The sequence below is a fragment of the Bacteroides sp. ET489 genome (assembly GCF_030518095.1).
GTDB lineage: Bacteria > Bacteroidota > Bacteroidia > Bacteroidales > Bacteroidaceae > Bacteroides > Bacteroides ndongoniae.
Window position 1 is genome coordinate 68,270 of sequence record NZ_JAULLJ010000018.1, and the last position, 14,601, is coordinate 82,870.

The window sequence follows — 14,601 nt, forward strand, 5'->3', positions numbered from 1 at the left end:
AGACGGACGGAAACCGGACAATCCGAAGTTCAAGAACAAATCTGTGTCAATCCGGGAAATCTGTGGTGAATAAACACACCTCGCCATTTACCTGAATAAAGCGATAAAAACAACTTGACAAGTATTTAGTTCTTTAGTTTTCTGAGTTCGTAAGTCATTGCCTTATTCACTTTAAAAGCCAATCACACAATAACTTAAAAACTCAAAAACTCAAAAACTAACAAACTCATTTACTTATGAACCATTGTGCCAAACATATACTGAAGGCAGGCTGGCTGGCAGGATTACTGCTGGGCTTGACCGTTACGTCGTGTACCGACCTGATCTTCGACAATCGTGACGGGTGCGAACGGGGCGTGTATGTCAACTTCGTCTATGACTACAACCTGCATCGTTCCGACCTCTTCGCCGACCATGTAGGCGAAGTCACCCTCTACATCTTCGACGAACAGGGCAACTACATCGACAGCCTTACCGAAGCCAACGACGACGAGTTCCAACCCCTACGGGAGTATGGCTACAACATGTATCTGGACCTTCCCGACGGGAAATACCGCTTCGTGGCACTGGCACATCAGTGTAAAAGCGACGACCAGAGAGGCAGCTTCATGCGTACGGAAATGAACGAGAACAGTCGCATGGAAGACCTGCAGATTACCCTCGACCATAACCGCCTGTACGACGGTGTCGGAGTAGTCAACCACCAGGGCGAACCGTTGGATACCATTTGGCATTCCATATCCGACCAGCCTGTCGAAGTGCGACAAGGACAGTATGCCTATCACACCCTGTCGTTGGTCAGAAACACCAATTACATCAGCGTCACCCTGCGCGACGTGGACGACCCCGCTGCAATGGACATCGACGACTACAACCTTTACATCACCGGCGGCAACATCCGGCTGAACCATGACAACTCCGAAGACCCCGATATCAAGGCCCTGTGTACACCTTATGTCACGTGGAATACCCAAGACCCTGATGTCAGCAGCCGTGCTTCGACAGTAGGAAACATGGGACATGCCGACTTCATGACTTCGCGCATCTTTGCCCACGACGACATGGCCGACGACGAGGTATTGGTAGTAGAGCACAAGGAAACCGGCAAACGAGTCATCGAAGTCAACCTGCCCGACCTGCTCGGCCGCCTGTGCAACTACGACGAGCTGCACCGCTACTCCCGCCAGGAATTCCTGGACCGCGGCTACGATTACGACCTTACCTTCTTCCTCTCCGACGGCAGTTGGGCTTATGCCAACGTATCGATCGGTGTGCTGGGATGGAGTAAACGGGTGCAGAATGTAGATTTATAGAATTTAAGTTTTGAGTTTTTAAGTTGTTGAGTTTTTGAGTTGTTGACTGAAAAACTGACAAACTTAAAAACTAACGAACTAATAAACTTAAGAACTTAAAAACTAACAAACTTAAGAACTTAAAAACTAACAAACTTAAGAACTTAAAAACTAAAATTATATGAATAAAATAATATCCATAGCAACGTGGCTCATGCTGCTCATCCTGGCAGGATGCGGCGATGCGTCCCCCTCCGCGGAAGAACCTTCTGCACAGGAACGGACCATCACGCTGAATTTGGATATTACGACGAGAGCGGATGAATTGCTACCCGATGGCTCTGAGCCAGATATCATACGGCTATGGATTTTTGATGAGAATGATAATTTCATTACATACGTTGTAAGCAGTCAGAATGTATGGACTCCTGTAGGAACTGAAGGAATAGATATCCAAACCACTTTACAGACCGAAATAGAAGCAGAGAATATAAATAAGAATGAAAAACTTAAGATTTACTTAGTTTTAAATCAACCTTATGCAGATAGTACAACCCCTGAATATTTTTCTGATGTAAAAACGTTAGATGAGCTTAAAGGAAAAATGTTCGTCCTGACTGAATATAAGGGTGATAACAAAGTGCCGATGACAGGTGAGGGTACAGCTACATTTTCGTCTGTTGAAGGCAACAAAATAATATTTGACGCTTCAATTAATGCTACGAGGTGTGTGGCAAAGTTGGAACTCTACTGTACTAAGCGAACCTCTTCCAGTAAACTGATTATCAAGAGTTTTACTTTGAATAAGGTTCCTGATAAAGGGTACTTGTTTACTCCTGTAGATAATGATATTATTGACTATACAGCAAATCGTGATTTGTTGAGTGGTAATAGTGGGGGCGTTACGATTGCAACTTCTTATACGACAGAATTGCCAACGGACATAGAAAGTGTAAAGTCTTCGTTTACAAAAATAGATTTTGATAATCCTTATTTGTTGGAAAACACGTATGGAGATGAACAGTTTGTGACCGAAATAGTGAATCCAGGAATGAGATATAATCTTACAGTGAAATATAATTTTAATGGTTCTGATTACGAACAGACCATTTACTTGCCTAAGATAGAGAGGAATACATGGTATAAACTTTATATGCGAATGAAAGAAATAGAGTTGGATACATATTGCCAAATTAACTCATGGACTGAACATGAGATGGAAGTTCCCGCTTTTGAATAAAACTATAACGAATATGAAGAAAATATTACATACGATATATACTTGTCTGTTGTGGATGGGCTTTGTCGGCTTTGCCTTGTCCGGATGTAAAGACGATGAACTGGTGAAGAACAACGGTGAAGTGGTGGAAGGGCTGCCGGTCACTGTAACCCTAACTTTGTCGGGAACGCCGGCTGCGGATGTGACGATAGACACAAGGGCTGATAATTCTTTGTCTGATATAACCAATTTGGCAATCTTTGTTTTCCATGAGGACGGAACGTATGAACACTACGTTTCTTCACGTGCAACGGATGAAAGTTATAAAGTTACTTTTGAAAAAGCTCAAACTGTTGATGGCGGGGTTTTATACAATGTTCGTTTTAAAACTACGACTGGTAAAAAGAAACTGATAGCTGTTGCCAATACCAGTGCTGCGGCCGGGGATGGCGGCTTTTGGGAACTGACAGCTAAACAGGAAGATGTAGTAGGAGGTAGTTTATCGTTTGAAGAGATCAAAGATCAAATCATTAATCTGCGGAGTGCTCTTTATGAAAATAGCGATATGCAGCCCATTCAGATTGTTTCGTCTTCATTAATGTTAATGTCAGGGTATAATGAGAATATAGAATTTAGAGCTGATGGTTCTGTAACTTCTAATGGCACTGAGAATAATGTGATTGTTAAGATGGATCGTGCTATGGCAAAGATTAGGTTTAAAATAGTTGAAAAACCTAAGGATGAGTATGGTAATGATATTGATGCTACTTTTATACCGTCTTCCTATCGTGTATATAACATTCCAATAAAAAGTTATCTGACAAATAAGGAGAAACAATTTACTGAAAATATTTTTTCTGAAGATGAATCAGGTATTAAGTATATTCATTATGCTTCATCCAATGTACCGTCTGTGAGTGAAGGTTTTTATTCATTTTCGTTTTATATGCCGGAAAACATTCAGGAAACGAAAGTTTTGAATACCGATAAGAGTAATATGAAATATGCTGATCGTGATAAATGGACGGGTTCTCCAGGTTCTACAGCAGAGGAAAAAACTTGGATTAATGCACCACAGAACAGTACTTTTGTAGTGATTAGTGGAACATACAGCGGTATCGGTACTGATGGAAAAGATTATACAGGAAATGTCAGTTATACCATTCATTTAGGGGATTTCAGCTCAACCGGTTCTATGGGAAACTTTTCCATAGAACGGAATAGCAGCTATACTTATACAATTACAGTGAAGGGAGTCGATAAAATTATAGCAGAAGCAAAAAAAGAAACAGACGAAGAATATCAACAAGGTGCAGAAGGTCAGATTTTTACTTACGACGCATCGACTTATTCGTATGAGTTGGATGCTCATTACGAACAAATATATTTAGAGTATAATCTTTCACAAATTGCTAAGGCTATACAGTCATTTCAGGTTAATGGAAATAGTCTTGGTGAATATAATAATACTCAATTAGATGATGATATCAATAAAGCTATTGCAAATAATTTGATTTTGGTTATCCAATCTGAGGCAATGGATTATACTAATACAACTGAAACGTCAGATAAACCGTATACAGTTCAGAATAAACGTGGAACTCTGAAACCGTATCAGATTTACGCTGATGCGATGAAGGCTAGTGTTAATGTACTAAGTAAAAAGGATGCGGTTTTGAATGGTCCTGGCAATACAACTGATAACTTAAAGGGCTTTGACTACAAGTGGATTGAATTTTGGCCGCAATCGAATACTGAAATAGCAAAATATCCAGGAGTTTCTGAATGGAGTAGAGAGAATTTGGATAATTTGACTAATAAGTATTTTTATGGTGGAGAAGTAGTCGCAGATAAAGCAAGATATCTTATGGATGTGTATGATGTGATTGTGGCTATGGGAAATGTTGTTAAGAAGATTTATAAAAAGAAATCTGTATCCACAGCAGACAGAGGTGAAGGTTATCCCAGTGACAGTCAGCCAAATGATATATTTAATTCGGGTCAAGGTATAACTGTCACTACAAACACTGAAAATGAATATGTAGCACGTTTTACTGCATTTGTAAATGAGTATTATTATTTACGTCATCCACTGACAGGGGAACGTGTTACTAATTGGTCAGTATTTACCAATAAAATGCCTAGGGAGATGATTATCGCTATGAGTTCGAATGTGTCTAAAGATGGTAATAGTTCTTTCAGTACAATTTATTCGTATATCTCGCAACTTTCTATGCAGACATTTTATAATTCTAGAACATTGCAAATGAATGGTTTTGGTATAGAAACGTATAATGAAACACCTCATATTCGTTTTGGCGGTTCAGTAACGACAGGACTAAGTGACACAGATGGTCGAAGTAATCAAATACAATTACTAGGTGGTCTGCCACAAAACTGGGAAACATTTATTGTTCCAAAGTATAATGGATGGCTTGGATCAATAGGTTCTGATCGCATAAATCATAAACTTCCGGTTAGTGTTTATGAAGGTACTCGTGAGGAATCAGATGGAGATACTGGTATAGGTGGTGCTTACTTTGCCTGTTTATCACGTAACAGAGATTTAAATGGTAATGGAGTTATTGACGAAAACGAAGTTCGTTGGTATTTGCCATCAATAAATGAGTATATTCGCATTGGCATTGGTTCTAATGCCCTTTCTAATGCTGCCCAATTATATATGGGCGATAAATATACAATGGTACATAAAGGATATGCAACAAGTTATATTTGGGATGGTTCACTTTATTTCACAAGTAGTAATCAAGATGACAAGCGGGTATATTGGGCTGTAGAAAGAGGTTCATATGGTGTTGATGGAGCTGATTATACAGGAAATTGGGCTGCCAAACCCATACGATGTATCCGTTCTCTTCCTTCTACAAGTAATGATTACGATATCAGTACTCCATTTGTAGAGTCGGATCCATCATTTATTTATCATGAAAATACCTATCCAAAATCTATTGAATTTAAGGATCGCCTAGTAGCTAATCTATATCGTCAACGTGTAGATGGATCTTTAAGCGTACATAATGAAGATAAACCTGAAAATTCATTTTCTCAAGGTATTTTTGTTGCAGATGAATATTTAGAAGAAACTTATCGATTAGGTGATATAATAGGTTATAAGGGTACAGTTACAGTAAATGAAAATGGACAACAAAAAGTATATACTTTTGATGGAACAATGCTAAATCCATGTGAGGATGAGAAGTATTCAGAGGGTGGATATAGCGATTGGCGTGTTCCTAACCTGGTGGAACTTTCTGCAATGAACGCAGCCGGATTATTGGATGAATGTTACTCTAATAATTCGGGATCTTTTATTGCGGCATGTTGTACGCAATTCAGTAATTTGAATGTGCGATTTGGTTTTGCCCGTTCTTCATTGATTTATTGTCCTGGGGGTGGCGGATATGGTTCTGAAAATCCTAATTATAGTAATTTGACATCAAAAACCTTCCGTATTCGTTGTGTTCGTGACGTACCCGACGGATATGCATTCCCGAAAAATTAGTTTTTACGATTATGATTAGATATTATATATATATTGGACTCATATTACTCCTTACTTCTTGTCATACCAAGCCGGATACGGCAGAAGCAAAAGAACGTACCCATACGGACTCTACCGTCGTACAGCAACAGGCACAGTTCCCCTTCCCCACCATCCCCACTACCCTGACGGAACCCGAAGCCCGCAAGTCCTACCTCCTCACCCACTATTGGGAGCGTTTCGACTTTGCCGACACCACCTTGGTGGACAACCGTGACGTGACCGAACAGGGCTTCGTGAACTTCATCGCCCTGCTGGCAGATGGCACAACGCCGGACGAACTGACGCGTGAAAGCATGGAGAACTGGTGCAGGAGGTTTATTCCTTCAACTTATGCATGTCCAGTGCTGATGAAGATGGCGGATGATTACCTCTACAATCCGAATTCGCCTTTCTACAACGAACACTTGTATGGGATGTATCTGGAAGCACTGATCAAGGAATTCCCCAAAGGGGATGCACAAGTTTCGAGATTCGGCTTCAGGCTAAGCCTGCTGAAACGGAATAATCCGGGCAACCGGGCAACAGACTTCACCTACTACCTGCCCGACGGCAACCGCTGTACGCTGGCTGCCACACCGGTGAAGGGCGACCGCCTACTGTTAGTGTTCTACGACCCGGAATGTGAGTCGTGCCACGCCGTACTGGGGCAGATGACAGCCAGCACGAAACTGGCCGAAGCTGTGCAGGCAGGAGAGATAAGTGTGCTGGCCATTTATACCGAAGGCAACGAAACGGCCTGGCGCAAAGCCTTGACCGATATGCCCGAAGGTTGGATGATAGGCACCGACCGCGAGGCGGTGAAAACCGATGCACTATACGACCTGAAAGCCATGCCTTCGCTCTACTTGCTGGACAGAGAGAAGAAGGTATTGCTGAAAGATGCTGCTTTTGAAGAGATAAGCCGCTTTTTAGGATTTTGAGTTACTCAACCACAGAGAACACAGAGTGGTACAGAAAAAAGTCACCGTGAGGTGACGCGCAAGCCTGTTCATGGCTTAGAGAAGCTGGAACTGGCAGCACTTATCAGTGCGATAAGTGTGATTGTTTGTTTTGTTTGTCAAGCCATACTGCCCAATGCGGTATGGCTTGTTTTTACTCCCGTCAGGAAAAAAAATCCCAATCAGAGAGATATGTTTCTCTAACTGGGAAATGATCGGGCTATAATACCCAACCTTAATAATGATTGTAACTGATGACTTTTTCTGCCGGTTTCCTCGACTTCCGGCGTTTTTCTTTCACGGGATATCCGATTGTGATGTCAAGCAGCAACCGTTTGCCTGAAGGAATACCGGTCAGCTTCTTAATCTCTTTCTCGTCGAACCAGCCCAAAATGCACGACCCAAGTCCTTCGCTCTCGGCTGCCAGCACAATATGGGCGGCAGCAATGCCGATGTCGATCAGCGGGAAATATTTATCTTTTATCTTGGCACCTAGGAAGGAAGTGAAATTCATGGATTCCTCCACCACCAGAATATGAACCGGCGCGTTGCGGGCAAACTTGTTCATGCCCAGTCCGGCGGTAGCCTTTCCGACTGCTGCGGCCAGCTCGGGATCGGTAACGACGACAAACTTCCACGGTTGCGCATTGCAGGCCGACGGCGAAAGACGTGCCGCCTGCAATATGCGTTCCAGCTTCTCCTGCTCCACCGGACGCGACACATCGTAAGCACGGTCGCTCTGCCGCGCCTCGACTAAACGGAGAAAATCGGATTCAGCTAACATATCTATCATTAAAATTTAGGTTTCACCTATCAAGTTCAGGTTGATAGTAAATCTCAACCTGCTTTCATCTTGAAATCCCCTCCTGGGTAAAGCCTCAATACTGTATCATCCGGCTGATATACTTTCCTATAATATCGAACTCCAAATTGACTACGCTTCCTACCCGGATGGCATGGAAGTTGGTATGTTCGAATGTATAAGGAATGATGGCAACCTGGAAGGTATCGTCGGTAGGGTTGCACACCGTCAGACTGACACCGTTTACTGTCACCGAGCCTTTGTCGACAGTGATATAGCCCCGCTTCGCCATCTCCTTATCAAAGGCATAACGGAAGGTAAAATAGTAACTGCCTTCAGCATCCTTAACATCAATGCAGGTAGCAGTCTGATCGACATGGCCCTGAACGATATGTCCGTCCAAACGTCCGTTCATCATCATGCTGCGTTCTACATTCACTTCATCGCCTACCTGCAACAAACCGAGGTTGGAGCGGTCCAGCGTTTCCTTCATGGCTGTTACCGTATAGGTATCATCGGTCATGCTGACTACCGTAAGGCATACACCGTTGTGAGACACACTCTGGTCAATCTTCAACTCATTTACAAAAGAGCATGTGAAAGTGAAATGCACATTCTCCTGCTCTTTTACCATCGCCACCAACTTGGCGCATTCTTCTACGATTCCGGAAAACATATACTAAGTATTTAATTCTTTGGTTTTTAAGTTTGTAAAATTATAAGTTATTTTGCTTCAGCTTGAAAACTCCTGGAACTTATCAACAAACAAACTCACCTATTATTATTAAGATTTATACTTTGCGAAGATAGACATTTTTTCTTTTCTGACTAAAAGAAGGGGCAACAAAAAAGGCAGCTTTTCACAAAGCCACCTTTTTCAGTTTTCAATAGGTATTAGTTTTTTTTTAAGGTAAAAAGATTGTTTTCAGGATAACGATGCAAATATAGCGGCTTTTCGAGATACCAGCCAAATTAAAAAACATGTCTTATAACATCTTTTTGAGAAAACTTTTGGATTTGTTATCATTTGAAAGCAATTTTCTACATCCGCACCTTTTTCAAGGAACAAATATAAGATTTTTTTTCTTGAAACACTAAAATTATCCTAAAAAACTGTTTTCTTTCCTATATTAACGGGGATAGTTTTCATCCGTGCGTCCGCTATGTTTTAATACCTTCGCATCGATAAAGAAAACAATTTCCTCGGCTATATTTGTAATATGGTCGCCCGAACGTTCCAGTTTGCGGAACACACTGATGAGGTTCAAACAAGTCAATGCACTTTCGGGATGCTTCACTATATAATCGGCCAGAATTGCCGTCACCTCGGCATTGATTTCATCCAGCAGGTTGTCTTTAGCAAAAACAGAGGTAGCCAACTCCTGACTTTCTTCCTGAAGAGCTTTTTTGGCCAGTTCCAGCATCGAAAGTACTTGTTTGATCATTTCTTCCAAACGAAGTTTCTTGATCAGTTCGGCATCCAACGCTGGCTCCTTACAATTAATGGCAAAACGTGCTACACCTTCTGCAAAATCGCCCAACCGCTCCAGATTGGTATTGATTTTAAGCATGGCCAGCACAAAACGCAAATCAATTGCTACCGGATTGTACAAAGCAATGATATCTTCGACATCGCTGTCTATTTTCAATTCCAAAGCATTGACACGACGTTCACGGACCAACACTTGCTGTGCCAGTTCGCGGTCAAGAGTAAGTACTGCTTCTCCTGCCCTGTCAAGCTGGTTGTACACCAGATTCCACATCTCCTCTATCTCCTTTTTCAGCAAGACGAGTTCCGATTCGATAAATTTTACCATAACTTTTTTGTTTTTATAATTGATGATTTATTTAAGTTTCTGTTTCAATATTCCATTGGAAGCTAAGAATTTATAGTATTCAAAGCCAATAGTGCGGAAATCAGTCGTAACCTGTTCTACCGACCTTTAACTTCCAAACTCCACCGGAGAACGGTCACTTCTTCTCCCCCTTTAACTCTTGTAAGTTTCGGTGAAACCAAAACTTGCGAAAGTTAAGCCTATTACATTGGATATGCAAAGAAACAGAGCGGATGTTAAGAGGATATGACTGCATTTTGAAAGATCTGTTACAAAAGTGTTACATTTCTGTTACATCCCCCTTGGATACTTTTCCACCGTTTACAACCGGAAATGACAATAGCCCGACACCATCAGGCACTTCATAGACTACTGATGCTGCTCCCCCCTTCAGGAAATCATAAAAAAGCACGGATATAATTCCTGCAAAATAGCAATATACCAAAAAATTAGTCGTATTTTTGCAAAGTTGAAAATAGTGAAAACTACGAAAAGATACAATTATGGCAGAAATGAAAAGCGAAGAAACAAGCGAAAAGAAAAGCTTGAACTTCATTGAGCAGATAGTAGAGAACGACTTGAAAGAAGGTAAAAACGGAGGAAGAGTACAGACACGTTTTCCGCCAGAGCCTAACGGCTATCTTCACATCGGACACGCTAAAGCAATTTGCCTCGATTTTGGCATTGCAGCTGCTCATGGTGGTGTGTGCAACCTGCGCTTTGACGACACCAACCCGACTAAAGAAGATGTAGAATATGTAGAAGCCATCAAGGAAGATATCAAGTGGCTGGGATATCAGTGGGGAAACGAATATTATGCTTCCGACTACTTCCAGCAACTTTGGGATTTTGCCATACGGCTGATTAAAGAAGGAAAAGCATACATCGACGAACAATCCAGCGAAGAGATTGCTGCCCAGAAAGGTACACCTACACAACCGGGTGTGGAAAGTCCGTACCGCAACCGTCCCATTGAAGAAAATCTGGAGCTGTTCCAGAAAATGAACAATGGAGAAATAGAAGAAGGAGCCATGGTGCTGCGTGCCAAGATAGATATGGCTAACCCCAATATGCACTTCCGCGACCCGATCATTTACCGCGTCGTAAAACATCCGCACCACCGTACGGGAACAAAATGGAAAGCATATCCAATGTACGACTTCGCCCACGGTCAAAGCGACTTCTTCGAAGGCGTGACCCACTCGCTCTGTACACTGGAGTTTGTGGTACACCGTCCGCTGTACGACTTGTTCGTGGACTGGCTGAAGGAAGGAAAAGATCTGGAAGACAACCGTCCCCGTCAGTACGAATTCAACAAACTGAACCTGAGTTATACACTCATGAGCAAGCGTAACTTGCTGACCTTGGTAAAAGAAGGACTTGTCAACGGTTGGGACGATCCCCGTATGCCGACCATTTGCGGTTTCCGCCGTCGTGGCTACTCACCGGAATCAATCCATAAGTTCATTGACAAGATTGGCTACACGACCTACGATGCACTCAACGAGTTTGCATTGCTGGAAAGTGCCGTACGCGAAGACCTCAACGACCGTGCAACCCGCATTTCGGCTGTACTGAATCCGGTAAAACTGGTTATCACCAACTATCCGGAAGGACAGGTAGAAGAACTGGAAGCCATCAACAATCCGGAACATCCCGAAGAAGGCAGTCACATGATCGAATTCAGCCGCGAATTGTGGATGGAACGCGAAGACTTCATGGAAGATGCTCCGAAAAAGTATTTCCGCATGACTCCCGGACAGGAAGTACGTCTGAAAAATGCCTATATCGTAAAATGTACCGGATGCAAGAAAAACGAAGCCGGCGAAGTGGTAGAGGTATATTGCGAATATGATCCTGACTCGAAAAGCGGTATGCCGGGTGCCAACCGAAAAGTAAAAGGTACACTCCACTGGGTAAGCTGTGCACACTGTCTGGAAGCAGAAGTTCGTCTGTACGACCGCCTGTGGAAAGTGGAGAACCCACGCGATGAACTGGCTGCCATTCGCGAAGCTAAAAACTGCGATGCACTGACCGCCATGAAGGAAATTATCAATCCCGACTCGCTTCAGGTATTGCCCTGCTGCTACATCGAAAAGTTTGCAGCCGGCATGAAGCCTCTTACCTATCTGCAGTTCCAACGTATCGGCTACTTCAATGTAGACAAGGACTCTACTCCCGAGAAGATGGTCTTCAACCGAACTGTAGGACTGAAAGATACTTGGGGAAAAATCAACAAATAAATCAAAAAGGAGTTATTACTATTGATGAACAGAAAAAACCTACTGTCTGGAAGAGACAAAGAATTGTACGAACTGGCAGAACAATACGAAAAAGCCCAAAGGGAAAGAATGCCCATCTATATGGATGCGGACGACCTGGCGGACTTGGCGGACTGGTATGCCATGCGGAATAAATTTCAGACAGCTCTGGAAACCACTGAATATGGACTGAGCCTGCACCCCAACAACACTGCGTTGTTGGTGGAGCGGGCTTACCTGTTCCTGGATACTCAACGTCGTGGAAAGGCCAAAGAAATAGTCGAAAGAATCACCGACGATTTTTCTTCCGAGGTAAAAATACTGAAGGCCAACATACTGATGGGCGAAGGTAAACTGGAAGAAGCTGAAAAGCTGATCAACACCATTAAAGACAAAGAGGAACTGGCCAACATTATTGAGGTAGCTTACCTCTACAATGACATGGGGTATTCGCAGAAGGCCTCACAATGGCTAGAGATAGGAAAGGGACTTTATGATGAAGATGAAGCCTATTTGGCTGTAGTGGCCGACTGCCTGTATGGAGAGCGCAAGTTCGACGAAGCAGCCGTATACTACAATAAACTGATAGACAAAAATCCCTATTCTGCCCCTTATTGGTTTGGCTTGGCACGATGTTATTTCGAGCAACAACAGTACGACAAGGCTATCGATGCCTGCGACTATGCCATCATATCCGACGACGAATTTGCCGAAGCATACGTAGTCAAAGGACATTCGTTCTACCAGCTTGGAAACGACAAGAAAGCCTTGGAAAGCTACCGGAAAGCCGAAGAACTGCAAGTGCTGACTCATGACTTTGTCTATACCTTCATTGCCATGGGACATATCAGCCAAAATGAATGGGAGCAAGCCTATCACTATCTTAAAGCTGCCATAGACAGTTACGAGGAAAAGACTATTCCACTAGCCATGCTGTATTCCAATGCTGCCCTCTGCCTCTTCAAAATGGGAGAAAAAGAGAAAGCTTACCAATATAGCCGCAAAGCCATAGGAACCGATCCGAATGATGTGGAGAACTATCTGATATCCGGCCGAATTTATATGGAAGATGGAAATCCCGAACAGGGAATCAAGCAATGGGCCAGGGCGCTGAAAATCGCCCCCTATCCGGAGACTTGGAACGAAATAGGACTCATCTGTATGGAAATCAATCAGATAGAATATGCACGAGTAGCCTTCGAGCACGTCAAAAAAGATGCTCCCGATTACGAAGGTATCAACGAAAGACTAACCTCCATTTATCTGATATTGCATGATAAAGAGAATTTTATGAAGTACAACCAGCTTTGTAAGAAACCCATCAGCCAAGATGAGTTGAAAGAATTACAGCAGATGATGAACGGAGATGAGCGGGAGGAAATGGCTAAAATCATGAAAGATATTTTTGAATCACTAAAATAAACCGTTAAAACCAAGTAGAAGAAAAAAAAATGGAATCAGTAGCAGAACTTCTCAAATGGGTATTGGAAAACCTGAATTATTGGGTAGTCACTATTTTTATGGCTATCGAGAGTTCGTTTATACCTTTCCCCTCTGAAGCAGTAGTGCCACCGGCTGCATGGAAAGCCATGGCAGACGATAGTATGAACATAATCCTGGTCGTAGTCTTTGCAACCATAGGAGCAGACTTGGGAGCATTGCTCAATTACTACCTGGCAAAATGGCTTGGACGTCCCATCGTCTATAAATTTGCCAACAGCCGTTTCGGTCACATGTGCCTGATCGATGAAGAAAAAGTACGCCATGCCGAAGAATATTTCCGCAAGCACGGTGCAGCCTCTACTTTCTTCGGACGATTGATACCGGCTGTACGCCAGCTTATCAGTATCCCCGCCGGACTGGCCGGAATGAAAATGGGACCATTCCTGCTCTACACTACCTTGGGAGCCGGAATCTGGAACGCAATATTGGCGACATTAGGATACCTGATATACCGCTTCACAGATCTGAAAACCACCAACGATGTTTATGTCATGGCAACCAAATACAGCCATGAAATAGGATATTGCATTCTGGCATTGGCTATTCTGGCAATAGCCTTCATTGCTTACAAAGGACTGAAAAAGAAGAGCCAGAAGAAATAACGACATCACAAGAATTCATCAAAAGAACGGGAGAAAATATAGTTAAAAGCTCTATTTTCTCCCGTTCTTTTATTACGCAGTCAGCTCTTATCTCAATCCCCTAAACAAACAACTATGAGTCCTTCATTTTCCAAGCCACAATTTATCGGATAAGAGTAGCCGTTAACTAAAGGAACGACAAGGCATCAGTTATCCTTTTGACAACCTGCTTTCTGAAGGGAGAAAGAGATCTGAAAAGAAAGAAATGAATGCCTACTATCCTTCTAAAACTCCCCAGTTATCCCCAGCGAGTGCACCAATTATTGCACTCGCAGTGCAGTAGTCAGTGCACTCGCAGTGCAACAGTTGGTGCACTAACAGTGCAGCAGGCAGTGCATTGAAACGGCACAGTTAGCGTATTTGGGAAGCACAATTCAAAAGAATAACATGCGGGATTATCGTTTTTCAGGCGCGGCTTTCCCGTGTCTTTCCGTGGCATCCGTGCCTGAGGAAAAGAAAAGTTCCTGTGTGTATGTGGATAGAAAATAAAAAAGCCCCTCCGGAATTCTCCGAAGGGGCTTCTACTAAAACGGCGACTACCTACT

The 14,601-nt window shown here is 42.8% G+C and carries 10 protein-coding genes; 7 read left to right on the top strand and 3 right to left on the bottom strand.

Going from position 1 to position 14,601, the window contains the following annotated elements; all coding sequences use genetic code 11:
* Positions 1–236 precede the first annotated feature (236 nt).
* From Q3C19_RS11270 to Q3C19_RS11285, 4 genes are all read left to right on the top strand, one after another.
* Complete coding sequence (locus Q3C19_RS11270; RefSeq protein ID WP_302729353.1) at positions 237–1,313, top strand: FimB/Mfa2 family fimbrial subunit; 1,077 nt, start codon at positions 237–239, stop codon at positions 1,311–1,313.
* Positions 1,314–1,473: 160 nt separating this feature from the next.
* Positions 1,474–2,532: a hypothetical protein gene (locus Q3C19_RS11275; protein ID WP_302729355.1), complete on the top strand. Its 1,059-nt coding sequence runs from the start codon at positions 1,474–1,476 to the stop codon at positions 2,530–2,532.
* A 13-nt stretch (positions 2,533–2,545) separates the two neighbouring features.
* Entirely contained in the window at positions 2,546–6,034 is a 3,489-nt protein-coding gene (locus Q3C19_RS11280; protein ID WP_302729357.1) for a DUF4906 domain-containing protein, read from the top strand.
* Between the two features lie 11 nt (positions 6,035–6,045).
* On the top strand, positions 6,046–6,996 hold the full coding sequence (locus Q3C19_RS11285; protein WP_302729359.1) for a DUF5106 domain-containing protein: 951 nt from the start codon (positions 6,046–6,048) through the stop codon (positions 6,994–6,996).
* A 253-nt stretch (positions 6,997–7,249) separates the two neighbouring features.
* Here the strand turns inward: Q3C19_RS11285 and Q3C19_RS11290 are convergent, their stop codons facing one another.
* The 3 genes from Q3C19_RS11290 to phoU all read right to left on the bottom strand — a co-directional run bounded on the left by Q3C19_RS11290 (position 7,250) and on the right by phoU (position 9,633).
* The gene (locus tag Q3C19_RS11290) at positions 7,250–7,798 is read right to left on the bottom strand and encodes a nitroreductase family protein (RefSeq protein ID WP_302729375.1); all 549 of its coding nucleotides are present in this window, start codon (positions 7,796–7,798) and stop codon (positions 7,250–7,252) included.
* 94 nt (positions 7,799–7,892) lie between these two features.
* Complete coding sequence (locus tag Q3C19_RS11295; protein ID WP_022164402.1) at positions 7,893–8,492, bottom strand: riboflavin synthase; 600 nt, start codon at positions 8,490–8,492, stop codon at positions 7,893–7,895.
* A 454-nt stretch (positions 8,493–8,946) separates the two neighbouring features.
* Positions 8,947–9,633, bottom strand: coding sequence for a phosphate signaling complex protein PhoU (gene phoU / locus Q3C19_RS11300; protein WP_022164401.1), 687 nt, complete (start codon positions 9,631–9,633; stop codon positions 8,947–8,949).
* A 521-nt stretch (positions 9,634–10,154) separates the two neighbouring features.
* On the opposite strand from phoU, the gene Q3C19_RS11305 reads away from it, so the two are divergent.
* From Q3C19_RS11305 to Q3C19_RS11315, 3 genes are read left to right on the top strand one after another with little or no spacing between them, the layout of a single operon-like run.
* On the top strand, positions 10,155–11,894 hold the full coding sequence (locus tag Q3C19_RS11305) for a glutamine--tRNA ligase/YqeY domain fusion protein (protein ID WP_022164400.1): 1,740 nt from the start codon (positions 10,155–10,157) through the stop codon (positions 11,892–11,894).
* Between the two features lie 24 nt (positions 11,895–11,918).
* Positions 11,919–13,334, top strand: a complete 1,416-nt coding sequence (locus Q3C19_RS11310) for a tetratricopeptide repeat protein (RefSeq protein ID WP_302729362.1) — start codon at positions 11,919–11,921, stop codon at positions 13,332–13,334.
* Between the two features lie 29 nt (positions 13,335–13,363).
* Complete coding sequence (locus tag Q3C19_RS11315) at positions 13,364–14,017, top strand: DedA family protein (protein ID WP_302729364.1); 654 nt, start codon at positions 13,364–13,366, stop codon at positions 14,015–14,017.
* Positions 14,018–14,601: the final 584 nt, after the last annotated feature.

Excerpts from the sequence above, each read along its gene's own strand:
- Q3C19_RS11305 (WP_022164400.1), top strand. The coding sequence starts at position 10,155 with ATGGCAGAAATGAAAAGCGAAGAAACAAGCGAAAAGAAAAGCTTGAAC.
- Q3C19_RS11290 (WP_302729375.1), bottom strand. The coding sequence starts at position 7,798 with ATGTTAGCTGAATCCGATTTTCTCCGTTTAGTCGAGGCGCGGCAGAGC.
- Q3C19_RS11275 (WP_302729355.1), top strand. The coding sequence starts at position 1,474 with ATGAATAAAATAATATCCATAGCAACGTGGCTCATGCTGCTCATCCTG.
- Q3C19_RS11270 (WP_302729353.1), top strand. The coding sequence starts at position 237 with ATGAACCATTGTGCCAAACATATACTGAAGGCAGGCTGGCTGGCAGGA.
- Q3C19_RS11315 (WP_302729364.1), top strand. The coding sequence starts at position 13,364 with ATGGAATCAGTAGCAGAACTTCTCAAATGGGTATTGGAAAACCTGAAT.
- Q3C19_RS11295 (WP_022164402.1), bottom strand. The coding sequence starts at position 8,492 with ATGTTTTCCGGAATCGTAGAAGAATGCGCCAAGTTGGTGGCGATGGTA.
- Q3C19_RS11280 (WP_302729357.1), top strand. The coding sequence starts at position 2,546 with ATGAAGAAAATATTACATACGATATATACTTGTCTGTTGTGGATGGGC.
- Q3C19_RS11285 (WP_302729359.1), top strand. The coding sequence starts at position 6,046 with ATGATTAGATATTATATATATATTGGACTCATATTACTCCTTACTTCT.
- Q3C19_RS11310 (WP_302729362.1), top strand. The coding sequence starts at position 11,919 with ATGAACAGAAAAAACCTACTGTCTGGAAGAGACAAAGAATTGTACGAA.
- phoU (WP_022164401.1), bottom strand. The coding sequence starts at position 9,633 with ATGGTAAAATTTATCGAATCGGAACTCGTCTTGCTGAAAAAGGAGATA.